Genomic DNA, 21,885 nt, shown 5'->3' on the forward strand with positions numbered 1-21,885 from the left:
TACTGCCATGGTACAATGAAGCCATGGCAGGTGAAGAAAATGCCCGTGCTCAAAAACGTAATCTCAAGCAAACAACGCATTAAGAGATTTATCACCGGCACCCCGGAGATGATCCGGCAGACGGAAGAAATCTACCGGGCAGTTTTGGGTTTTTACCTGAACGTCATTCACGACAACCTCGATAAGCTGCCCGAATGGAACAGGAATTCCGGCACGAGGGCGCTGGAAAAACTGACCGTCAGGACCGAACCCCGCACGAACAGGAAGACCGGGGAAAAATTCGGCGGCAACCCCAACCCGCCTTACCCGATAGACACCGTTTGGCCCAAGTTTCCCGCATATTTGCGCCGGGCAATTATTGCCAAGGCTATCGGGATGGCACAGAGCTGGTATTCCAACTACCGGCGGTGGCTCAGGAAAAAAGAAAGGATGCAGGCCAGGAACGAAAGGCGTGTCGCCGAAGGCAAAAAGCCGATACCTTTCGACGAGCACCCGCCAAAGTACCCTACGGCGGGGAACGTTGGTATGACCTTCTACAAGGGTGACTTTAAAAACCTTTCGCTGAAAACCAACACCATCCAGCTGAAAGTCTGGGACGGCTATGACTGGCGGTTCATCACCGTGGAGGTTGAGCCCACCAGTCACTCTAGAAAGCTCCATCTGGATGATTCCTGGGAGATGACCGTGCCCTCCATTTACGAAAAAGAGGGCCTCTTCTGCCTGGTGACCGCTTTCGAGAAGAAGTCCAACGTCATCAAGTTCGCCGACTACTACCTGTCTAAGAACCCGAAAGTGCTTGCCGTGGACTTGAACCTGGGTCGCAGGAACCGGGCGGTGTGCGCCCTGGTGGGCAAGGGCGGTACGGTTCACAAAGTCAGACACATCAGCCTGGCGGCGTGTAACACGACGGACGTCCACCGTCTGCTGGGGCTCATTGCCCGGGACGTGAGCGGTCTGGGGATAGTCCCGAAGGGCCACCGGCCCTGCAAGAGGCTCTGGCGCAAGGTCCGCGCGGTGAATGACAATTATGCCCACCATTTAAGCAAACAGTTGGTTGACCTTGCCGTGGAGTGGGGTGCAAGGGTCATCGTCTTCGAGAACCTGAAACGCTTCAGGCCGGACAGGGACAAGCACGGTTCGGCCAGGATGCGCCGGAGGATTGGTTACTGGTTGCACCGGAGGGTGATTAAGCATACCGCGTACAAGGCAAAAGTGCGGGGCATACTGGTTGCTCTTATCCCTCCGAAGGACACCAGCAACCGGTGTTCGTTGTGCGGCTCGCTGGATACTTCAAGAGACGGCAACGTTTTGAAGTGCAGGAACTGTAGCATTGTTCACAACAGCCACATCAACGCTGCCATTAACACTGGGACGGCCTGGTTCGTTCGGGAGGAAAAGCGGTTGCGACAAAAAACCGCTTGACCGTTTTGCGAAAGCCTGCGACTCCCGAAAGGGAGGGGTCGCCGCCGGGACGACGTTCCCGGTTGGTGTCCGGGAATCCAGGAACCCGTCCAGCCTAAGGGGTCAGGCAGGTCTGGGTGGCAGCCCCGCTGCCGCATGCCGAGACTTCGCCCGTGCCTATGGATGGATGCCCTCCACTTCAGTGGAGGGAGGATTCACTTGCCGGACAACGTGGACATTCTGATCGACGCTGGCGACACTGGTTACAAACCGCCGCGGGAAGGCCCGCCTCCTTCAGGGGGGGCGGGATGAAAGCGGCTGTTTGCCAAAAACATTGGTTTGTGGCACAATATGGTTAGAAACCAACAAGGGCAGGAAACTGCATGCGCGTCATCCGGGGATACAAGTTCAAACTAAAAACCACGCCAGAACTGCAACGGGCCTTCGCTACCATGGCCGGACACGCCCGCTTTGTATGGAATAAAGCCCTGCGGTTGAATTTGGATCGGCTGGAGCGCAAAGCCCCGATCATGTGGTACTCTGATCTCTGCGGGCTCCTGCGGCTCTGGAAACAATCCGAAGAATACGGCTTTCTGGCCGAAGCGCACTCCCAAGTCCTTCAGCAAAAGCTCAAGGACTTGGACCGGGCCTTCGCAGACACTTTCGACAAAAACCAACCGCTCAAAAAACAGCCCCGCTTCAAAAAGAAGGGCCGGGACGACAGCTTCCGGTTCCCGCAAGGCGTGAAGATCGACAACCGCCGCGTCTGCCTACCCAAAATCGGATGGGTCGGGTTCTTCAAAAGCCAAGAAGTGCCCGGCACGATCAAGCAGGCCACCGTCACCCGCGAAGCCGACGGGTGGTACGTCTCCTTCCAGGTCGAAATAGAGCTGCCCGATCCCGTTTCGCATACAGAGTCCATGATCGGGCTGGACCGGGGCGTAGACGTCTTCGCCGCCACGTCCGAAGGCGAACTGGTAACGCCGGTGAATGCATTGAAAAACGCTCTGGACAAGCTGGCACGGCTGCAGCGGAAACTGGCCCGCCAAAAAAAGTTCTCCGAAAACTGGCGAAAGACCAGAAACCGGATCGCCAAACTGCACCAGAAGATCGCCCGGACGCGTCACGACTTCCTGCACAAGCTCTCCAGCAAGATCAGCAAGAGCCACGCTGTAGTCGCGCTGGAAGACCTGCCGGTCGGGAACATGACGCGCTCGGCGAAGGGCACCCTGGAAAACCCCGGCCGCAACGTCAGGGCCAAGTCTGGCTTGAACCGCGCCATCCTGGATCAGGGCTGGAGCATGTTCGAACGCATGCTGGAGTACAAACTGAACGAACATGGCGGACAAGTTGTACCTGTACCCGCGCCAGGAACCAGCCACACCTGCTCGGCATGCGGGCACACCGATCCGGAAAGCCGCACCAGCCGCAACCTGTTCCGATGCGTGAAGTGCGGGCACACGGAACACGCCGACGTCAACGCCGCCAAGGTAATCCTCCAAAGAGCGAAAGTCAAGCTGGCGGCATAAACCTTAAAACGCCGCGGGGCACGCGGTGTCTGCCTGTAGAGGGTTAGAGCGAAGGCTCCCCAACGAAGCAGGAACCAGCGGGAAATCGCAAGAAAATACCGCCCCTGGTTACCCAGGGAATCCCACCCCCTTCAGGGGGTCGGGAGGATGTCAACAGCGCTACTGGGCCGCGGTCCGGGCGGAGAGCGCGGACTACATGAAGGTGGCCGGCCAGTCCTGGACCTTCGGAAACTGCACCTTCGATATTCTCGGGCCCACTCACACGCACCGAGACTTAAACGACAATTCGGTGGTTGCCAGACTCTCTTGTCCCGGCGGCTCGTTCATCTTCACCGGCGACGCGGAGAAGGACGGGGAGGGGGCCATCCTTCACAGGAACCTGGACGCCAACATATTGAAGGTCGGCCACCACGGGAGCAGGACCTCGACCACGGATGCATTCCTGGCCAAGGTGAGCCCGGATGTCGCCGTGATCATGGTCGGGGATGGGAACCGTTACGGCCACCCGCACGAAGAAACTCTGGCCAAGCTGGCGGCCGCCGGAATCGAGATTTACCGGACCGACCTCCACGGCAACATCGTGGTTTCGTTGACCGACCGCGGTTATTCCGTCAGCACCCAGAGGACGGCGGCCGTTCAGCCGATGCCGTCGCCGTCTCCCCGCAAAGTGAACATCAACACGGCTACGCTGGAAGAACTTCAGCAGATCGTCCACATCGGGCAGAGCAGGGCCGAGGAGATCATCCGCCTGCGCCCGTTTGCCTCGCTGGACGACCTGAGCAGGGTGAGCGGCATCGGACCAAGCAGGTTGGCTGACATTAAAGAACAGGGTGTGGCTTACGTAAAATAATCAGCCAGCCAACCCTGGGGCATACAAAAGCCTTGTGGTATCGTTATCTCGGGTGGCCAAAAACCGGTTTGGGGTTGATTACGTTGGATTGTTGCCGGGGAAGAAACGTTATTGATCAGGAAGCGTTGCGCCGATACCTGGAAAAGTGGACACAGCGAGACCTTAAGCTGTACTTCTTCCATCGCCACATAGACGAGTGGCTTTCCACTCAGTGGCCCATCTTTTTTGAAGAAGGCACATTGGCTTTTCATGCTCCGGTAGGCAACGCGGCCCTGCTGATGCGGAACAAGATCAAGGCGGACTACGTCATCTCCGGATTCTGCGTTGCGGGGGAGGCGGGCCTAAAGCATGTTAAGAGCTTGCTGGAAAGAAATGTATCCGACGACCCGGTCGAGGCCGCCAAGTCAGCTTTTGATACCTATTGGATGAGAAAGGGCACCATTGCGATTATTGACGAATTCGGTTTGCATCGGGATATGGGGATTTCCTCAGCGGAAAAGGCCTTTGATCTGGCCAGGAGAGGTGAAATTCCCCTTGTGCTGACCCAAGCCCTCTGTCCCATTGTTGCAAACTATACTGTCCGCTCACCCCATATCTGGCGGGTTCTGATGAAGCGACCTGCGCTCAGGACTTTTGCTGCCCGGAGTCTTTCAAACTGGTGGAGATTCTTGAACGAAGGCGGGAGCGACAACACTCAGCTTATTCTCATGGGCAAAAGAAAAAAGCAGAAAGCCGAACTCGAAAGGCTGTTGACATGCAGTCGAACCGGGCCGGACAATACGGTTCTGATCTTGGATCACGATCAAGGAGATGATTCCCTGCTTGTGCAGCTAAGAGAACGGTTTTCCGGCAGGGTCCTCTTCACTCGGCACGCCTCTCACCGGGCGCGGGGCTTCAGTGCGACCTAGCGTGAGGCGTTGGGCTTGGGACAGTGTCCAGTACTGTTTGGCAGGGCAAGTAGCACCAAGGCCGCCGTGTCGCGGGACAACTTAAGCAGGGTGAGCGGCATCGGGCCGTCCAGGCTGGCGGACATCAAGGCGCAGGGCGTGGCTTGTGTGGAATAGGATGCGAGGCTGCTGCCCTTGGCTTGGGGTTTTCTTATTCTTTCGTGAGAGGAGTTAGTTTTTGTCAGGAGCAACCAAAGGGTAACTGCCGGAGAAATCGAAATCAAAGCGGTTTACGAGTCCTATCGCTGGCCGGCCCGGTTAAACGCCCTCAACCCGCTCTTCAACGCTCTGGATGCGGTGAAAATCAATCCCGGCAGGGTAAAGAAGGCCCGTGTTAAGCTGAGCCTGGGCAAAGAGCACTGGGCCGACGCGGCCGCCCTGGTCTATGCGGCCTTCGGCGTGAAGCCGGACTTAACAGACCTGCCGCCTTTTCTTCAGGGCCGCTTCGTCCGCACCAAGAATCGCCAGCTCCACCGGGCCAACCCCTTCAAGGGCGGCAAGCGTGCGAAGGCCCAGAGCAACCGCTATCTGATCAGCAAGAACGGCGTCCGGTTTATGAGGAACGGCCTGGTGGAATACAAGGCCGGAGGCGCAAAAGTCGTCGGCTACATCAACACCCTTCGTTCTTCCGGCTCTGTTCGGGTAGCCGACTGGCAGGGAAAAGAGCTTGTCAACGTATCAGTCAACAAGCTGAAAAAACTACAGAACCGCGATTCAATTGTTTGGGAGGTGTCTTAGCGGCCTTTCCTCCCGCCCCCTGAAGGAGGCGGGTTCCCAAGCCGCGGTTTTTATGGGCCGCACCACGAATTGCTCCAAATACTTTCCGTGTTGTAAATAACACAAGGTCTCAGCATACGTTGTTGCTGCAAAACGGTGTACACAGGGTTCATATTGGTACTGATAGATTTGGTCGGCATGTGGGTTGGGGGACTAATACTAAAAACCATGCACGTTATCATATCTACCAGAACAATCCTTGGCGAATCAATCCATACTAAACATCAAACAATCGGACAAGGGCGGGTTCACGCCCTTGTCCGGGTACGGAGTTGGAGGGCTGTATGATGGCGGTGATTCTTAAAATACCAAGTTCATTTCCTGAGTGGGATGCAAATGATCAGGCTGTATATGATAAATTACTAGTAATTGGTGAGCCCTTTGCTTTTTGCACGACCCCACTGAATATGTTGAATCGGGGGCAGAAAAATATTATCAAAGAGTCTTTTCGGGGGCGTATATTGTTTATCGGCGAAAAAAAGTTTCCAGTACTTTCATTATCGGGCAATGAGAGATGGCCGTTTGAATTTACAGGACAGCGTTATTTTTCTGGTAGTTTGATAATATTTTTCTCGCAAGAATTGGCAGTAAGAGACATACTTATGGTAGAGACCTTGTTGCACGAAGACACGGGCAAGTGGCTTGATTCTATGCCAAGTGTTGGAGCTATTATGCAGAAGGTGTATGATAGTGGCGAAGGTTATGATTATACAGAGATTGCTTGCCGTGAATTATACAGAGATTGCTTGTCGTGAATCTTGCATTATATGAATCAAAGGTGTGAATTAAAGAGCCAGGCTCGCATTGTTTTCAGAATTCAACATCACAACCCCATTCCTTCTTTCCCCGGAATTAATGTGAGCTTAGCTCTTTTATCTTCTGTAGCACCATCTTCTGTAGCATCCATGGCTGCCTTCACCAAGAACAAAGGAGCGGGTGGTAAAATGCTCATACGAAATATTGCAATAACACCCAATGAGCCAGTTATTGAAGTCTGGGTAGATGACAAGAACCTCGATTTGCATAACAATGCTGATTTCATGGGATACCGTTATTCTATTGCCGATCGTGAGTTAGAAATGATTTGGAACTGTCGTTTGGGAACAGATCAGGAAGCTTATTTGACGTTGACATTCCGTAATGTACACTTTTTGCGCATCGAGGGTCGTGATCCAGAGATGCCTTTTGAAGAAGATAAAACCTTAACCCATTTGTTCCTTTATCTTAATGATACCAACGTGGATGCTGTGGAATTCACTTTCTGGGGGGGAGTGAGGATCCTCATCAAAGCGGCAGAGCTTTCTGCGCACTTAGAGAAATCCGAAGGATAGCCGGAGGTTCACCTTATCCAGATTGGTAAGCACCCCGTCTTGCCGCCAGGCCTTGTATTCAAGCGGAACAGCTTGATAAATGCACTGGAAGAGGGTCAGCAGAAGATATTCCTGCTTACGGAACCGAAGAACCAAAGGAGTATATGGAATCTCTTTCCCAGGTGCAGCCTCTCCCTTTAAGACAGCTTGACGAAGCCGGTGTCGAGAGCGGCGACGCCGTCCGGAGTGTTGAACCCGCCGCCAGTGCAAGTGCCGCTGCCGGGCAGCTAACCGCCGAAGAGATGGAGGCCGTGCGTGGGAATGGCATGGCGGGGAACATCGGCAGGTACGCGGGGAACATCAATAGGTACGCCAGCTATGTGGGTGGAGTGGCTGCAACTGCGGCTTTTGTCCTGGCTGCAGCGTCAGTGGCTCCGGTCGCTGTAGGATTCCTTAGTTTCGTTTCGATGGGTGCCGCCGGCACAAGTGCAATTGCCACCGTCGTCCAATGGAGAAGGGGCGAGATAAGCAGAGCCGACGCGGTCCTTTCGATCGCGGTCAACACCAGGGGTATTGCATTCGGGGTCGCGGCGCGTTCGGTGACCAGCCTCACGAGGGCTTCTGGTGGGCAGGCCTTAAGTTTTATCAGGGCGAGAACGTTGTCGGTGGCAGGGGCTCTGGCCTCCTCAACCGGCCGCAGGTGAAGCAACGAACGGGGACCGGGCCTGCGCGGCCCGGTCCCCATGTTCACCCCTGCCAATAAGGAGGTCGACTTGACGTGGATGACGATGTTTTAATGATGCGCTTCTGGATCACTGCGGGACTCGCGCTCGCAGCCCTTGTGTGGATGCTAGTTTGGGGAACGATCAAGCGCTGGTCAATGGAGAAGGTCAGGTTGTTTGGCGTAGTAGTAGTGACGATCTACTTACCTGTTTTCACTGTGTGGGTTTTGCAGACGCCGTGGTGGTGGGGAGTTATTGCGGCTGTTATTGTTCCTCCTGTTGGCTGGCTTTACCTCGGAGGACTTCAATCCCTGTACGAAGCCGATATTTTGGGTTTGAGGAAGGCGCGTGAGGAAAAGAAGAAGCGTGAGGAAGAGAGGAAGAGGCGTGAGGAAAACGAGCGACAGCAAGAGAAATAAAACGGTTCTGCTCTCTGATATGCCGGTCAAGCTCCCTCCAACCTGCTCCTTTGCCCCGGATTTAAGGGCTTGAGGTCGGCTCTCGAAGCCGGCACGACCGGATTTGGCAAGAGGATTGCAACCCGAGCAATTTGCGTTGCAAACAGTTTTGCCCCTGGCCGGGTGACGCCCACGCTCAACGCGGGTATTTCCCAAGCTGCACAACAAGCGACAATGGTGGTGCGCTTTTTATACGTCGTTTCCCATTTGTAGCTGGACCGCGCCAGCGGGGTGAAGACCCGATGGGTCAGGATCGGTTAACCATTATGGAAGGGAGGCGTTTATGGCACACACCAATGAACAGGTTCTGGCCAGAGTACAGCAGTTGTATGATACGCTCTTCCGTCACGATGGATATGGGGAGATGAGGATTGAGATGCGGATTTTGAAGAAGGGCCAGAAGGAGGTTATCATCCACTGCGGCAAGCAGTACCGCTACGTGGTGGACTTCCTCCCGCGCCCGGATGAGGACGCCAAGGTCGTCGGCTAGGCTTGGAAGGCGCGGGGCCTTTGAGATAGCTGAAATCGTCCCGGGAGGCCCCCTGGGGAGATCCCGGGAGAAAGGGAGGTGGTGCGCCAAAGCAAGGTAATGCGGCGCCGGGGCGGATTCGCCCGGCAAGAAGCGGCGGGCGCGGGGTCCGTGATGGAATAAATTTTATCAACTAACTGATGAAGGCGGTTCTGTGGGTGAACCCTTCTGAGAAGTATCAAGTTTTCTTGGAAGGGATTTTTGTTTCTGTAGCACCCGAGTTCGACAGTTCCGGGCCATTTTCTAGGCATTCGGAAAACTAAAACCCAGTAATATCAATACTTTGCGGGCTCAGGCATTGCGTAAATCCAAAAAGGCATAGATATACGTTTTGATAAGTTGGGTATTGTCGAATCACTGGTACACGTGCTACAATATAGATATGTATATCCGCACTACCGTCCGCAAGAACAAAAACGGAACCCAAACCTGCTACGTGCAACTGGCCCACAATACTTGGAACCCTGAAACACGTCGTTCCGAGGTCCAGGTGCTCTACAACTTCGGCCGTGCAGAAAACGTGGACCGCGCGGGCCTGGAGCGCCTGGCCCGGAGTATTTGCCGCTACCTGGGGCCGGATGAGTTGCTGCGCTTTGAAGCCCGCCGCGACTACGGTACGGAATTCGGGTTTGAAAGTTCCAAGCCCTTCGGTGGCGCCTGGGTACTGCAAGGACTATGGAAACACCTGGGTGTGGACCGGATTCTTACGCAACTGTTCAAAGAACGCAAGTTCCAGAGCCCGGTGGAACGGACCATTTTCGCCCTGGTGGCCAACCGGGCCCTGGCTCCCATGAGCAAGCGCGCCGTGGAAGAGTGGGTGGCCCAGGACGTATACATCCCGGACTTGCCGGAGATCCCGCTCCACCACCTCTACCGGGCCATGGACTTCTTGCTGGAGGCCGAGGAATCCTTGCAGTACCAAGTCTTTTGTCAAGTCAGCCATCTCTTTAATCTGGAGGTGGACCTTTTGTACTTTGACACCACCTCCACTTACTTCGAGATCGAAACCGAAGATGACGAGGGTTTAAGGCGTAAGGGTCACTCCAAGGACTCCCGGCCGGATCTGCCCCAAGCGGTGATCGGTCTCGCGGTGACCAGGGACGGTATCCCGGTACGCTGCTGGGTATGGCCGGGCAACACCGCCGATATGTCCGTGGTCCAGGAGGTCAAAAAAGACCTCGTGGGCTGGAAGCTTGGCCGGGTGATCACCGTCCTGGACCGCGGCATGGCTTCCGAGGAGAACCTGCGCTATCTGCAAAGGGCCGGCGGCCACTACATTGCCGGCGAGCGCATGCGGGCCGGCAAGAACACGGTGGAAAAGGCGCTTTCCCACCCGGGCCGCTTCAAGACCGTGCGCGACAACCTGGAGGTCAAGGAGATCGTCATCGGCGACGGCGAGGCCCGCACCCGCTACGTCCTGGTCCGCAACCCCGAGGAGGCCGAGTGGGACAAGGCCAAGCGCGAAGAGACCCTGGACAAACTCAAGCTTGAGTTGGCCCGTATCGGCGAACTAAACGGTGCGCCCCACACCAAGGCGGTCTGCAGTATCATCGCTCACCCCACCTACGGCCGCTACCTCAAGACCGACAAGCGCGGCCAACCCCGGATCGACAAGGACAAGATCAAGGCCGAGGAACGCCTGGACGGCAAGTACCTCCTGCGTACTTCAGATGACACCCTCGCCCCGGAGGACGTGGCCCTCGGCTACAAGCAGTTGCTGCAGGTGGAGGATGCCTTCCGCACCCTGAAGAGCACCCTGGAGCTGCGGCCCGACCACCCTTCGGGTGGTACCCGCCACCGGCTGGAGGACCGCATCCGTGCCCACGTGCTGCTCTGCTGGTTGGCCCTGCTCCTGGTCCGGATAGCGGAGAACCAAACTGGACAGACCTGGCGCACCATCCGTGCACACCTGCAGCGAATGCACGTGGGTGAGTTCCAGTTCCCCACGGCACGTGTGCATCAGCGCACTGAAACAGAACCTGATCAACACCAATTGTTCAAAGCCCTGAAAATCCCCCAACCCCCGAAAATACTGAACATCACTACTTCTGACTGCCGGATAACCTAGATAAACACCTATAATTTTCCCATTCCCCGGAGCCCTTGGGGGAAGCCTTGTTGTGCCGTTGGTTTATCTAGCAGCTGTCGAACCCGGGTAGCATGGGGCAAGTCAATCACACTCACTCGTAACCGGCGGGTTCCTGACAGCTCCACATCCGGTTTGAACGTGGTTTTTAGGTGGTGAAGAGAATTACGGCATTCATTTCGTTCAGCCTAACACTGGTTTTGGCCTGGCAGATCTTTTTGTCGGGGAAAAGCGGTCTGTTCACGAGCTGGAAACGGTCGCTGGTCGCGGGATTGGGGGCAGGCTTCTGTTTCTACGGGGGTTACCTCTTTCCCGGTCCTCTGGAACACATAATCAGGTTGGGTGAGAAATATCCGGCGGAAGGGTTTTTCGCAGCCGGTTTGCTGATCCTGGTGCTGGGAGTCCTGACGGATGGCGGAAATAACAGAAGGAAGCTATACGGGTTATTAGCACTGTTATTCCTCTCCGCAGGCGCGGTTGGCGGCAGTTTGGCAATTCATGCCGCCCAATCGGGCTTGGAATTAGGTATCGCGTGGCGTTTGGGCTTCGGGTTAGGATTGGGGGTACTGGTGTCGGGGTTGGGTTTATTAGGGCTGCCGCAGCGGCTGACTCAGGGCGGCAGGGCCGGCTCCATCGCCTCACCCCTACGGTCGGCCGGCGCACCGCTGCTGGTCATGGGGATCCTCACCCCCGGCTATTGAAAAGATCTCCTTGGACATCTTTCAGCCCTTTTTATTGCCGTCGGTTCCCGCACCCATGGCCTGGGGTTTGTTGTTGGCCGTTTTCAGCTTTCTGTTGCTGGGTTACCGTGCAACCGGCAAAGGGCGCATTCATTCCAATAAGGAGAGGATAGATTTTGACTGTTTTTGGCTCCCAGTACCTGGGAATTGGACTGCGCGTCCTGGCTCAAAGCCTGCTGATCCCTGTTATTATCGGTCTTTTATTCTTCTTTGTCAGAGTGTTGCTGGAACTGGGGGGCCTGATGGGGGAGTGGAAAGAACGGCGGGAACAGAAACCGGCCGGCTTTGAGCTGTTTAAGGAGATGGCCGAAGCGTCCTGTTATGGATCTACTCCGGGAACGCCGGCAGCGGTAAACAACCTGCCGGATGCGCTTGGACGGGTAATGGAATCACTGAAAGACATCAAAACCACGGACCCTGAGGTCCGCCGGATCTTGACCCAAAAGTTCCTGGAACAAGAGGAAGAAAAGGCGCTGAGCACTTTGGACAAGACGGATGCCATCGCCAGATTAGGGCCTATGCTGGGGCTGATGGGAACCCTGATCCCATTGGGACCAGGGCTGGCGGCGCTGGGGAAAGGAGACCTCACCACTTTGGCAGCAGCGATTATTATCGCTTTTGACACCACGGTGGCCGGTTTGGCGGCGAGAGGCCTGGCGTTTTGGATTTCAAAAACCCGGCGGCGTTGGTACGCTAGGGATTTGACCATTTTGGAAGGGGCCACGGAACTATGGTTGCAGGGGGTGAATACCGATGCTGCGCCAGCAGCGCCTGAGGCAGCGTCTTTCCCGCGCTGAAGAAAATGACCCGATGGCCGGCCTGGCCAACATGTTGGACGTAATGCTGGTGTTTTGTTGCGGTCTGCTGGTGATCTTGGTTCTGTCCTGGAATCTACAGAGCGTGTTCTTCAGCGAACTAACCCCGGAGGAAAAACAGCGTCTGCTCCAGACAATTCAAAAAGTAATCCAGGTGGAGCAGGCCCGGGAGTTGGAAGAAATTCCGGAAATTCAAGCTACGGGCGGCGGCGGCAGTGGTTACCGGGAAATGGGCAAGGTTTACCAGGATCCGGAGACCGGTAAGCTCATCATGATTCAAACCGAATAAGGGGAGTGAGGTTTTCTTGGCTTTTCGTAATCGAAGTTTCGTTGCCCTAATCCTGATCGCCGTTTTTGTCCTGGGATCGGTGTTAGCATTGTTGGATCCTACAATTCCTGAAGTGGAAGCGAATGCAAATGAGTCGACTTCGGATGGTGTTTATTCGGACACGGAAGAAGAAGCCGTATTGAACGCTGTTTATGAAACCGAGAAAATCGTCATCCTTACCGGGCGTGCCGGGTTTGACCTGCTCTTCAGTATCGGTCGGGATTTGGCGGCTTATCCTTTTGAACGGTCCTGTGCGTTCTGGGGTTGCTGGCGGCGGGCTGCGGCAACGCGGCGAAGGCCAGGGAAGCGGTTGCCAGAGGGGACGCGGCGATGGAGAAGGGCGATTTTGATGCCGCTGCCCGCGCCTACGAGGAGGCCCTCCGGCTAGACCTGGACAACGCGGCGGCCCGGACCGGGGCGGAAAAGGCGAAGAAGGCCGGAAACCTGGATGGCTACCTGAAGAGTGTGGTACCGATCATCGACGAGACGGAAAAACTCGCCAGGCAGTGGGACGAACTGCGCCAGTAGTCGGCCGCCGGCCTGATCAGCGATTTCGAGTTCGGCGAGCGGGTTCTTAACGACTTCATGCCCCTTCCACAAGCTTATGCCCTACGGGAAGAATCCCGGGCTGGAGAAGGTGCTGCTGTGCGACGGGCCAGGTTATTTTGTTTTCCCCTCGCCCGACCAACTGCCGGAAATGAAGGGACAGGCCTGCCTGGTGGTGAAATACCCACGACGGGTGATCATCGGGCGGGAAAGGTACAACTATTTTATCCTGTTTTATCCTTTACGCCGATAAATACCATATCAGGGAAATTGCCGCCTCGCTGCGGTTTGTGGGTGGAGAGGGACGATGGCAATAAGACTCACAGCAACCGGTTTGCTTCTGCTTGTGCTGGCGGCGCTGGTGGCCGGCTGCGGTTCGGCGCCGCTGGAGTTCTCTTTCGAGGCGGACCGCGGGTGCGTCGCCGGTCTGCGGCTCTGGGAAGATGGACCCCGCGGGCCGCGGGTCGTGGCGGAGGTGAACGACCCCGCGCTAGTCGCGTTTTTCGTGCGCCAACTCGGCGCGGCGAAGCCGGCCGCCCCGCCCGACCCGCCGCCGAAGAGGCACTACCTTTCCTTCCGGATCGGCGCGGGAAAAGCCGCCGGGGAAACGAGGCGCTACCCCTACCTGTGCAACGCGTGGGACCCCGAAGGGCCGGGCTACGTGGAGCTCGACGGCCGGTGGGTGGAATTGTCGCCCGCTTTCAACGGGCTTCTTTTCAGCCTCGCGGATTACCGGCGCCCCTCCGGCGCGGTAGACAAGGCAGACGCCGCCTTCCTGAAGCGGTACGGGTGGACGCCGCTCTTCAGGATAAACTCCGGCGCCGTAAAGCTTCCCGACCGGTTCGTCCACCGGGCGGGCGAGTTCCCCGTAGTGCTCTACTGGGCGTACAACAACGAGCTGAACAGGGACATCGGCCTTGACCTGGCGCCTTACCTGGGCCGCGAAGCGGAGGTCGCCCTGTACAAGGTGGTCGAACCCCTGCCGGCTTTCATGGATCCGCGCCGGTGGACCGGGCGGGCGGTGGTGGTGAAGGTCGGGGGCCGCGTCGTCGGTGCCTGGCTCGACGCCGGCCGCCACTACGGGTTTGCCTGTTCGCTCAAGGGCCGGCGCCTGGAAGAGATCACCGGCCGCACCTTCGCGCAGTGGGTGGCCGGGGTGATCGATTACGATGACGCGACGGAGCGCAGGCTGGCCGCGCTGGGGCCGGAAGAAGTAATCCGCACCTACTACGCGGCGATAAACCGGCGCGACTACCGCCTAGCCCGCGCCTGCGAGACCAGGGAGAGTCTCACGGGGTACCTCTTTGCGAACATGGACAACAACTGGCTTTACAACACGTCTTACGAGAGCGGCAGTCTCGACGGGATGGAGAACATCCGGCGGGCCAAGGTGTTGACCATCAAAGAGCTGAAAGAACCTCTTGAACCGGTAGCGCCAGAGACGCGGCGGTACGCGGTGGAAGTGGACCTGCGGTTTAGAAAGGCCGTCACCATGGAGAGCGGCCGTCACGTGCTCTTTTTCAACCTGAAGAGAGAAACGGAACAGACTGGTTGGCGGCTCGCGTACATCGGCACGGGGCCATAGGCGAAGCAGACCTGCGCCACGCCAGGATTTCAAAACGCGAAGACGGCAGGACGTGTTACTGGGTGGGTGACCGCTTGCAGGAGGTATATCCCACCGGCTGGCATATTTATCATGTGGGCAGCAAGATACCGGATGACCCGGTTGGGTTCGGCCGGGAGGAAGCGGTCGCCCGGGCGGAAAAGTTCCTTGAAGACAGAGGAATAGATGTAAACAGGCTGGCGGTTCAAAAGGTATGGACGCTTCACGAAACCAGGCTGGACCTTTCCGGCGAGGGCGGGGACGAAACCGGCTTCCTGGCCTACCAGGTGGGATTCGGGCGCACGCTTAACGGGCTGCCGCTGGCGAACGGCGACCGGATCACCGTCCAGTTGAGCAACACGGGCATTAGCATTCAGAACCTCCAATCCCAAAGTCAAAATGTTATGCTTTTTTAGCTTTACCTTCCGCATAAAAACAGGTTAAAAATAACCAGTAAAGGAGGGGTATGATGATGAAGCGGTCAATATTTGTAACAGCAACAACGCTTTTACTCACTGTTACTGTTTTGTTTGCCGCTCCGCCATACCGGCAGGCAGGAGCCGGTTCCCCAGAGATTATCGTTTTGCTGGACGGCCTGCCTGTCCACTTTGACGTGCCCCCGCAAATTATCAACGGACGGACGCTGGTTCCTTTTCGCTTAATCGCGGAGGCTCTAAACATAAGCGTAAGCTGGGACGGCACTACTCGCACCGTGTCCGCGAGCGAGGGCGGAAAACAGGTTATATTGCAAATTGACAACAATACCGGCATAGTTAACGGCTCAGCGATTATCCTTGATACTGCCCCTGTCATTATAGACAGTCGGACCCTGATCCCGCTGCGGTTTTTTAGCGAAACTTTTGGCTGCCGGGTGGAGTGGGCCGGAGAAACCCGCACCATCAAAATCGCTTCTCCGCCCTGTTCCATGAATGTTATTGGCTTTTACGCCCTGGGGGATGCTAGAACCAGCAGCTGGACCAACCTTTTTGGCGTGCCCTTTCCAGCCACTGGTATTGGCAACACGGACATAGTAAGAGAGCTGGCCCTGGGCTGGTATACAATCGATGCTGAAGGCAACCTTTTGACTCGCAGCCCGCGGACAGCCTGGCAGCGGCCTGCCGGCTGGGAAACGGTGCTTGCGACAGCCAGGGAGTTCGGGTTCAGAACGGAAATGGTCATCCATGAAACTAACCGTGGCGGGCTGCTCACCGCTTTTCTTAACGATGAACAGGCCATGTCGCGTGCTGTCGACGCAATTGTACAAGAAGCAAGCCTCTTTGACGGCGTAAATTTGAACCTGGAGGAACTTGGGCCTTACGCGACCGGCGAAACCCAGCAAAAAATTCGCGATAGTTTTACCAACTTTGTTGCTTTGTTGTCTCCGCCGCTGCGGGAGGCTAGCAAGACCATAACACTTACCATCCACCCCCCAAACAGCTCCTTCCGTGGATATGACTATCAGGCCCTCAGCCAATTGGCTGACCGCATTATTGTCATGGCACATGATTACGGCCCAAAGCCCGAACCGCTTAACCGGGTGGTGCAGGCTGTGGAAATGGCGTTAACCGTTGTTCCCCGGGAAAAGCTCGTCCTGGCCATTTCCGCTCCGAGCGAAACAGCGGAGAGCATTACTGCCAAGGTCGGGATTGCTAAGCGCTACCGCTTGCAGGGCGTCTCGCTCTGGCGGCTGGGTCTGGTAACTGAAGGAATGTGGGCATCCCTAAGGCAAACGATTAAAACAAGGAGGTAATAAACAGTGATAGAAGCAAAAGTACTATCTATCTCTTAGGAGGCATTTCCCGGGGGGCAGAAGAAGCGCACTAATGGATCTTGCCGGGACGGGCAGAACAGTTACACCTACTACATGCTGTTCCGGCTGCCCACCACGAAGGACAGGCAGACGACGTGATGGCGGGGTGCAGGTGTTGAAAAACGGCACAAGGGGTGGGAGCAACAGGTTGATTGCAACTCTGCTGATTGTTGGGGGTTCGCCGGATGGATTGCCTGGGAGACCCCGCCCTCTCCGTGGAGTACGTGGAGATACCCATCGACGGATTGCCGCGGGAGTTCGACGGCTTTCGCATTGCCCAGGTGAGCGACATACACGGGTATCGGTTCGACCCGGATGGGCGGGAAATGAAGGCTATCGCCAGGGCAGGAGTGGACCTGATCGCCGCTGCTGGCGATTTCGTTCACCGGCGGCAAGTCGAGGGAATGGAGCGGATCCTCTTACCAGTTCAAGGTGTTAAGTTACATCGAGGAACACTACGACCTATCTTCTGTGGAGCGGATTTACCTCTGCGGCGATGGAGACGTTGACACGATCCCGTGTTACATTTTGCTGGCGGAAGGGCTTATTATTGAAATTGAAAAAGAAATAACGGGAAGGAAAAGCGTGGCCGACACAATGGGACGCAAACTGGTCGTTCTGGTTTTATTAACCGTCATCGTGGCTCTGGCCGTCCTTCAGGGCGGTTGTAAGAGCGGGGAAACCCGCACGCTCGAAAGCGAGAACGCTAGGCTCAGACAAAAAGTGGCTGCTTTGGAAGAGAAGGTGCAGCGTCTGGAGGCCGAACTCGCGCCGCTGCAGAGGCCGCTAACCATTAACCACAGAACTTATCCTGCCAAGCTAAGGTTTGTGGAAAAAGAGACGCCGCTTCTGGCCATGCCGCGGGAGGGTTCTGTTGTCCTCAGGAACATCCCGCCGCGCTCCGTGGTCAAGGTACTGAACGCGGCCGACAGCGACGGGGAACTGTGGCTGTATGTCGAGGTGCCGGTTTACGATACTCCGAGCAATATGATGGGGTGGATACGGGAGGCCGACAGCGTGCCTTTAACAGAAGAAAACCGGAAGCTCGTGCAGGACGTCACCGTACGGGCCGGGACCCGGGTTTACGAGGTGTTCGAATTCGCAAAAATCGCCTCGACCCAGCCTGTTAAGCTCTTGCGCGACGAGAGGGGGAGGCTGGAGGAGAAACGGGACGGCTACGCGCGAATTTTTTGCCCCGGCGGGCGGGGCTTCTGGGTGGAAGAGCGGTTTGTGGTCTACCCGGCGGTGGACTGAAGCGAAGCGGGGAGGGTCGGACAGAGGTCGCCGTCCGGGCCTGCGGCCGGCCGGCGGCCCGGCAAGGAGCTTTTTGCAATTGGGGGAGAGAAGTCGTGCGAAGCGTCTGGAAAAACCCAGGTTTTCTGGCGGCTTTAATTTTGGTCCTCGGGGCACCGTTATTAGGCGTCCTGGCGGTACAGGAGAGGATTTCCGACCTCGGCGCGGGCAAGGCGCTCGCTGCCGGCAGAGTGGCCTGGGTTGCCGAGGGAAAGCTCTGGGTTAAAGATTTGCCCGACGGGAAGGCGAGGCAGCTGGCCGCCGGGGAGGATATTTCCCGCCCCACCTGGTCGCCGACGAGCAGGTGGCTGCTCTTCCGCCGGGGCGAGGACCTGTGGCTGGTCGGGGTCGGTAGGGGTGAGGCCCGCTGCATGGCGCAAGGGGTAGATGAGTTCGCCTGGTCTCCGGCGACGGACGTCTTCGCCTTTACTGCAGGCGGGGAACTCTGCGCGGGCGAGCCGGCGAAGGATGGGCTCCGCACCCTGGTGAAGTGGGAGCCCGGTGTCGACATCGGGCGCATCGCCTGGTCGCCGGACGGTAAGTGGGTGGCCCTAGAGAGGCAGAAGATAGAGCCGGGTGTGCCGGGTTACGCCGGCATCTGGAAGGTAGACGCCACCTCAGGCGCCGTGAAGAGGGTGTACACCTCGCGCCTGCACTTCGACCGGGAAAGTGGCGTGGTGGGCGAGGTGCCGCGGCTGGCGGGCTGGTCGCCCGACGGGGAGCAGATCCTGTTCTGGCTGGGACCGCTGTCCGCCTCTCTCGAGGCCGACGGTCTGCCCTTCTACACAGTCAACGCAGCTGGAGGGGAGGCCGTGCGCTGCGCAGATGTTCTGGTGGGCGAGAGGGGACTGGAACCGGTCAACGACGTTATCCTGGTGCGGCCGGGCTCCTTCATAACCAGCCATCACTTCAACCAGATGGCCGTAATCGTCGGCGGGGGCCGGGAAACGTGGACCAACAAGCGTCTCGGCATACTTTATCTCCAAACGAACAAGCTTGGCTTCGTCTCCCCGGAAAGCCAAGCGGTAGTGGACGCCGCCTTTTCCCCTAACAGCAAGCTCCTGGTTTACAGTGCCGGCCCGGTGCTTGAAGACGCAGGTGGAGACGAGGCGGCGGTGCGCCGCGCTTTGGCCGGCCGGAAGCTCTGGGCGGTGGGCACCGACGGCGGGAAACCGCGCCGGCTTACGAACGACCCGGCTTACCGCGACGAGTGGCCCCTGTTCACAACGGACGGACAGCAGATTCTCTTTGTGCGCCTGGACGCTGAGGACCGCGCCAGCCTGTGGCTGGTCCGGCCCGACGGTAGCGGCCTTGAGCGAGTGGTGGAAGAGATCGGGCCCCTGACCGAGGAATTCGCCTTCGGCTATTACGGTGCCGTGGCCTGGGACGAGCTTTTCGCCTACTGGCCGGGCGTTGCCGACGCCGCGCTCATCAACGCGGCGAAGGGCACGCCGGAAGCGAAGAAGCTCCTGGCCAGATACCCCTGGGCGCAAGTTCTTGTTGACCGGAGCGGGAAGCTGGCGGTGGATTTCCGGGTGGATAAGCTTGAAAGCGGCGATGAGCCCGGGCCCTACCTTCGGCTGCGGGTTTTCATCGATCCGGCAACGAACACCTCTGCGGATCGGTTCCTTGACTTAAACGGCAGGGTGATCAGGACGGAGATTTTGCGCCACCTGGACGAGGAGACGGTTTTTGGGACAAAGGTGTCTTATGTGTCCAGGCCTGGCGGCCGCGCGAGGAGCGGTGGCAAATCGGCTTTTTATACCTAAGCTACTGGGTAGCACCGTTCGCTTACGTGAGAATTACCGCCGTCCGTCGGGAACGGCTGGACGACATCACGGATGATGACGCCCGGAAGGAAGGCTACCCGTCAGTGGAGGCGTACCGGGAGGCGTTCGAGAGGATATACGGGTTCTGGGACACGGACGCCGAAGCGTGGTGCTGGAGTTCGAGTTGGGTGTAAGGCTTACGGTTAGTATTTCAAACGTCCGTGTCCGGGTAAATTTTCTGACCCTGTTTGTTGGACAGTTCGACAAAAATCTGCAAAAAGTACCCGTTGCTTTTTTTGCCATATGTTACTTTACAGGAGGAATCGGCGGGTAGCGGAAGAATAAGGAAGCCGGGGAGGTGGCACGGGTTAAGACTAGGCGATAAGGGTCACCGAAAAGGGAGCCGGAGCAGGAGCCAGGTGATATTCAGGTGCAGAGCGCTGCCGGGTGCCAGAAATACGATCCCGTCGAGACTTTGAAAGCCACGGTTAAAGTTAGCGTTTACTTTTTCCCTTGGCCCACATGGCCCCTTCTATGATTGGTATAAAGGTCTATTATACGGAGCTTTAAGGCTGAATATGATCGGACGTTGAGAAACGGCAAGGAAGAGGACTGAAAAATGAAGAAATTATTGGCCATCATAATTATTTTTGTGTGTCTTGTCGTGGCAGTCCACCGCGATTTCATAGTGAGTGTTATTATCGGTGATGTGGACCGGTTTGAAGGAAGGCAGGAAAGAATAGCCAGAGAGTACCTGGCATATCGGAAGGGCATTGCTGCTGAAGACATACCTATGGGAAGGCCTAATTACGAAGAGGGTCATAGTAGTCTTGCTCTTTATGGAGATTTTGCCTTTGATTTTGATTTAGACGGTCGAATATATACAGTTATTCACGATGGTAACTGGTGGCGCAACGCTTTGAGGAATAGAGGACCAATGAGTATGCGGGTGCGGTTGAATATAATACAACCGCACGACGTTGTTATTGACGAAAGCATACAGCCTCAAACCCGGAATCCGAAATCAATTGATGAAGCCGTAAGCTTTGCAATTAAAACACAGAACCTGGATGCGTATTATATAAGGAGAAATTGCCACAGAGGGACACATCATCCTTGATGTGGAGGAAATTGATGGAATTATTAAGGTGTATACAATAGCAAGTTTTGGATATTTTGGTTTTGAAATGGTATATTTACTAAGATCAGCGGAAGTGGGGCTATTCCAACGGTTATAACCTTTTCCAAAAACGAAAAAGGTGAGTATTCTTTGCTTGAATATAAGGAGCCGATGGATGGAGCGCTTTATATAGACTCACTAAAGAAGATGTTTCCTAAAAAGCTTTACGATACAGTGCTTTCTGCTGATAAATATTATCCAGACCTTGTAAGGCAGGAGGAAGCAGAAGCAGCAGAGTATTTAAAAAGCATTGGGAGAGCGGCAAAGGTAAGTGGAGCTTATGTAGAAAAGAAGCTTGTAAATATAAATGTACAGGCGTCCAACAGATTATTTGGCGGAACAGAATTTCCTTTTCTGAATGAATATCCGTTCTGGATTGGAACAAGAGAACGGATTGAAAATGGTGTTAGATATATTTATGAGACTTCCCAAAGTAAAACTAGTGATGGTTACGCCCTTGTAATTTTTAGGAAGACAAAGGAAGATGGAACTATAGTTGAAGAATATAAATTTAAAATTGTGGAAAGTGAGCCGCAGCTTATAGAATAGACAAAGCCCTCTCAAAAAATGGAGGAAGGAGAATGCGTGGCCGAACCTGTCTCATCATTCTTCTTTTTATTGTTCTGGCCGCTTTTTTGGGTGGCTGTCAGAGAGGCCAACCAAGCGTGGCGAAAACAGAGATACCTTTGCTTATATTTCAGCAGGTACCGGAAGGACAGGCAGCTTTTCGAGGAATATGGAATCCGGAAGCTGGCACCCTCGAAGTAGATGCAAATCCTTCTTTTGCCCTGAAAGGTGCGGAAGGAACGGATATCTCGCCGCTTTACTGGGACGGCGGGCCACAAGTTTATCTCTTTACAGAACACGAAGGGAAAGCGGCGGTCACAAGCCACGGTTCTACCCTGCAGGCTTCCGTGGTGCAGCACACCGGGCTTCCGCCCGAGGCAGTGGCGCCGGTTTTTTATGCCAGCGGTGACCGCTGGTATGTCGCCTACGGGCTGAGGAATAACCTGGGCATAGTAGAAACCGGGCCAAACGGCACAAAAAAGTGGCTCTTCTCCGCTCAGGAGGCCCCTTCCAACAAATCCCAGAATCCAAACTCTAAAGCAGGCGTGTTTACCGACCCCAAAACCGGGCTGCTTGTTGACATCGTCACCCCAGACCCGAAAGGTCCACAACCGCCAGATCCAGA

Annotated in this window: 23 protein-coding genes and 1 pseudogene; all 24 read left to right on the forward strand. The window is 56.1% G+C overall.

Going from position 1 to position 21,885, the window contains the following annotated elements; all coding sequences use genetic code 11:
- Positions 1 to 39 precede the first annotated feature (39 nt).
- Positions 40 to 1,422 (forward strand): zinc ribbon domain-containing protein, encoded by a 1,383-nt coding sequence (locus DAUD_RS03590; protein ID WP_012301830.1) that lies wholly within the window; start codon positions 40 to 42, stop codon positions 1,420 to 1,422.
- A 362-nt stretch (positions 1,423 to 1,784) separates the two neighbouring features.
- A complete protein-coding gene (locus DAUD_RS03595; RefSeq protein WP_012301831.1) occupies positions 1,785 to 2,930 on the forward strand; it encodes an RNA-guided endonuclease InsQ/TnpB family protein in 1,146 nt (381 codons plus the stop codon).
- Between the two features lie 196 nt (positions 2,931 to 3,126).
- Positions 3,127 to 3,780, forward strand: coding sequence for a helix-hairpin-helix domain-containing protein (locus tag DAUD_RS12910; protein ID WP_049752554.1), 654 nt, complete (start codon positions 3,127 to 3,129; stop codon positions 3,778 to 3,780).
- A gap of 68 nt (positions 3,781 to 3,848) precedes the next feature.
- A complete protein-coding gene (locus DAUD_RS03605) occupies positions 3,849 to 4,688 on the forward strand; it encodes a hypothetical protein (protein ID WP_041570787.1) in 840 nt (279 codons plus the stop codon).
- A gap of 15 nt (positions 4,689 to 4,703) precedes the next feature.
- A complete protein-coding gene (locus tag DAUD_RS12345; protein WP_166485092.1) occupies positions 4,704 to 4,844 on the forward strand; it encodes a hypothetical protein in 141 nt (46 codons plus the stop codon).
- A 180-nt stretch (positions 4,845 to 5,024) separates the two neighbouring features.
- Positions 5,025 to 5,465 carry a hypothetical protein gene (locus tag DAUD_RS03610; RefSeq protein ID WP_012301834.1) on the forward strand — a complete coding sequence of 147 codons (441 nt, stop codon included), beginning with the start codon at positions 5,025 to 5,027 and terminating at the stop codon, positions 5,463 to 5,465.
- A 323-nt stretch (positions 5,466 to 5,788) separates the two neighbouring features.
- Positions 5,789 to 6,259, forward strand: coding sequence for a hypothetical protein (locus DAUD_RS03615; RefSeq protein WP_166485093.1), 471 nt, complete (start codon positions 5,789 to 5,791; stop codon positions 6,257 to 6,259).
- A 3-nt stretch (positions 6,260 to 6,262) separates the two neighbouring features.
- Positions 6,263 to 6,835 (forward strand): hypothetical protein, encoded by a 573-nt coding sequence (locus DAUD_RS03620; RefSeq protein WP_166485094.1) that lies wholly within the window; start codon positions 6,263 to 6,265, stop codon positions 6,833 to 6,835.
- Between the two features lie 757 nt (positions 6,836 to 7,592).
- Positions 7,593 to 7,955 carry a hypothetical protein gene (locus DAUD_RS03630; protein ID WP_012301836.1) on the forward strand — a complete coding sequence of 121 codons (363 nt, stop codon included), beginning with the start codon at positions 7,593 to 7,595 and terminating at the stop codon, positions 7,953 to 7,955.
- 322 nt (positions 7,956 to 8,277) lie between these two features.
- Positions 8,278 to 8,484 carry a hypothetical protein gene (locus tag DAUD_RS03635; protein WP_012301837.1) on the forward strand — a complete coding sequence of 69 codons (207 nt, stop codon included), beginning with the start codon at positions 8,278 to 8,280 and terminating at the stop codon, positions 8,482 to 8,484.
- A gap of 421 nt (positions 8,485 to 8,905) precedes the next feature.
- Positions 8,906 to 10,591 (forward strand): IS1634 family transposase, encoded by a 1,686-nt coding sequence (locus DAUD_RS03640; RefSeq protein ID WP_041570791.1) that lies wholly within the window; start codon positions 8,906 to 8,908, stop codon positions 10,589 to 10,591.
- A gap of 170 nt (positions 10,592 to 10,761) precedes the next feature.
- Entirely contained in the window at positions 10,762 to 11,310 is a 549-nt protein-coding gene (locus DAUD_RS03645) for a hypothetical protein (protein WP_012301839.1), read from the forward strand.
- A 155-nt stretch (positions 11,311 to 11,465) separates the two neighbouring features.
- The gene (locus DAUD_RS03650) at positions 11,466 to 12,146 is read left to right on the forward strand and encodes a MotA/TolQ/ExbB proton channel family protein (protein WP_012301840.1); all 681 of its coding nucleotides are present in this window, start codon (positions 11,466 to 11,468) and stop codon (positions 12,144 to 12,146) included.
- Positions 12,103 to 12,453: a DUF2149 domain-containing protein gene (locus DAUD_RS03655; RefSeq protein ID WP_012301841.1), complete on the forward strand. Its 351-nt coding sequence runs from the start codon at positions 12,103 to 12,105 to the stop codon at positions 12,451 to 12,453. Before DAUD_RS03650 ends, DAUD_RS03655 begins: the two co-directional genes overlap by 44 nt.
- A 303-nt stretch (positions 12,454 to 12,756) precedes the next feature.
- A complete protein-coding gene (locus DAUD_RS03660; protein WP_012301842.1) occupies positions 12,757 to 13,020 on the forward strand; it encodes a tetratricopeptide repeat protein in 264 nt (87 codons plus the stop codon).
- 325 nt (positions 13,021 to 13,345) lie between these two features.
- Positions 13,346 to 14,623, forward strand: a complete 1,278-nt coding sequence (locus DAUD_RS11490; protein ID WP_012301844.1) for a DUF4829 domain-containing protein — start codon at positions 13,346 to 13,348, stop codon at positions 14,621 to 14,623.
- Between the two features lie 74 nt (positions 14,624 to 14,697).
- On the forward strand, positions 14,698 to 15,057 hold the full coding sequence (locus tag DAUD_RS03675; RefSeq protein WP_012301845.1) for a hypothetical protein: 360 nt from the start codon (positions 14,698 to 14,700) through the stop codon (positions 15,055 to 15,057).
- Positions 15,058 to 15,107: 50 nt separating this feature from the next.
- Positions 15,108 to 16,391, forward strand: a complete 1,284-nt coding sequence (locus tag DAUD_RS03680) for a stalk domain-containing protein (protein WP_041570793.1) — start codon at positions 15,108 to 15,110, stop codon at positions 16,389 to 16,391.
- A 245-nt stretch (positions 16,392 to 16,636) separates the two neighbouring features.
- A pseudogene (locus DAUD_RS13095) lies at positions 16,637 to 16,843 on the forward strand (hypothetical protein); the annotation flags it as partial.
- A 40-nt stretch (positions 16,844 to 16,883) separates the two neighbouring features.
- A complete protein-coding gene (locus DAUD_RS03690; protein ID WP_012301847.1) occupies positions 16,884 to 17,705 on the forward strand; it encodes a coiled-coil domain-containing protein in 822 nt (273 codons plus the stop codon).
- A 95-nt stretch (positions 17,706 to 17,800) separates the two neighbouring features.
- Positions 17,801 to 19,513 carry a TolB family protein gene (locus tag DAUD_RS11495; RefSeq protein WP_012301848.1) on the forward strand — a complete coding sequence of 571 codons (1,713 nt, stop codon included), beginning with the start codon at positions 17,801 to 17,803 and terminating at the stop codon, positions 19,511 to 19,513.
- Entirely contained in the window at positions 19,495 to 19,707 is a 213-nt protein-coding gene (locus DAUD_RS12350) for an ASCH domain-containing protein (protein WP_333782400.1), read from the forward strand. Before DAUD_RS11495 ends, DAUD_RS12350 begins: the two co-directional genes overlap by 19 nt.
- Before the next feature lie 425 nt (positions 19,708 to 20,132).
- Positions 20,133 to 20,633 carry a hypothetical protein gene (locus DAUD_RS12355; protein WP_166485097.1) on the forward strand — a complete coding sequence of 167 codons (501 nt, stop codon included), beginning with the start codon at positions 20,133 to 20,135 and terminating at the stop codon, positions 20,631 to 20,633.
- A gap of 150 nt (positions 20,634 to 20,783) precedes the next feature.
- Positions 20,784 to 21,242: a hypothetical protein gene (locus DAUD_RS03705; protein WP_049752557.1), complete on the forward strand. Its 459-nt coding sequence runs from the start codon at positions 20,784 to 20,786 to the stop codon at positions 21,240 to 21,242.
- Positions 21,243 to 21,885 lie beyond the last annotated feature (643 nt).

The organism is Candidatus Desulforudis audaxviator MP104C (assembly GCF_000018425.1).
Lineage (GTDB): Bacteria > Bacillota > Desulfotomaculia > Desulfotomaculales > Desulforudaceae > Desulforudis > Desulforudis audaxviator.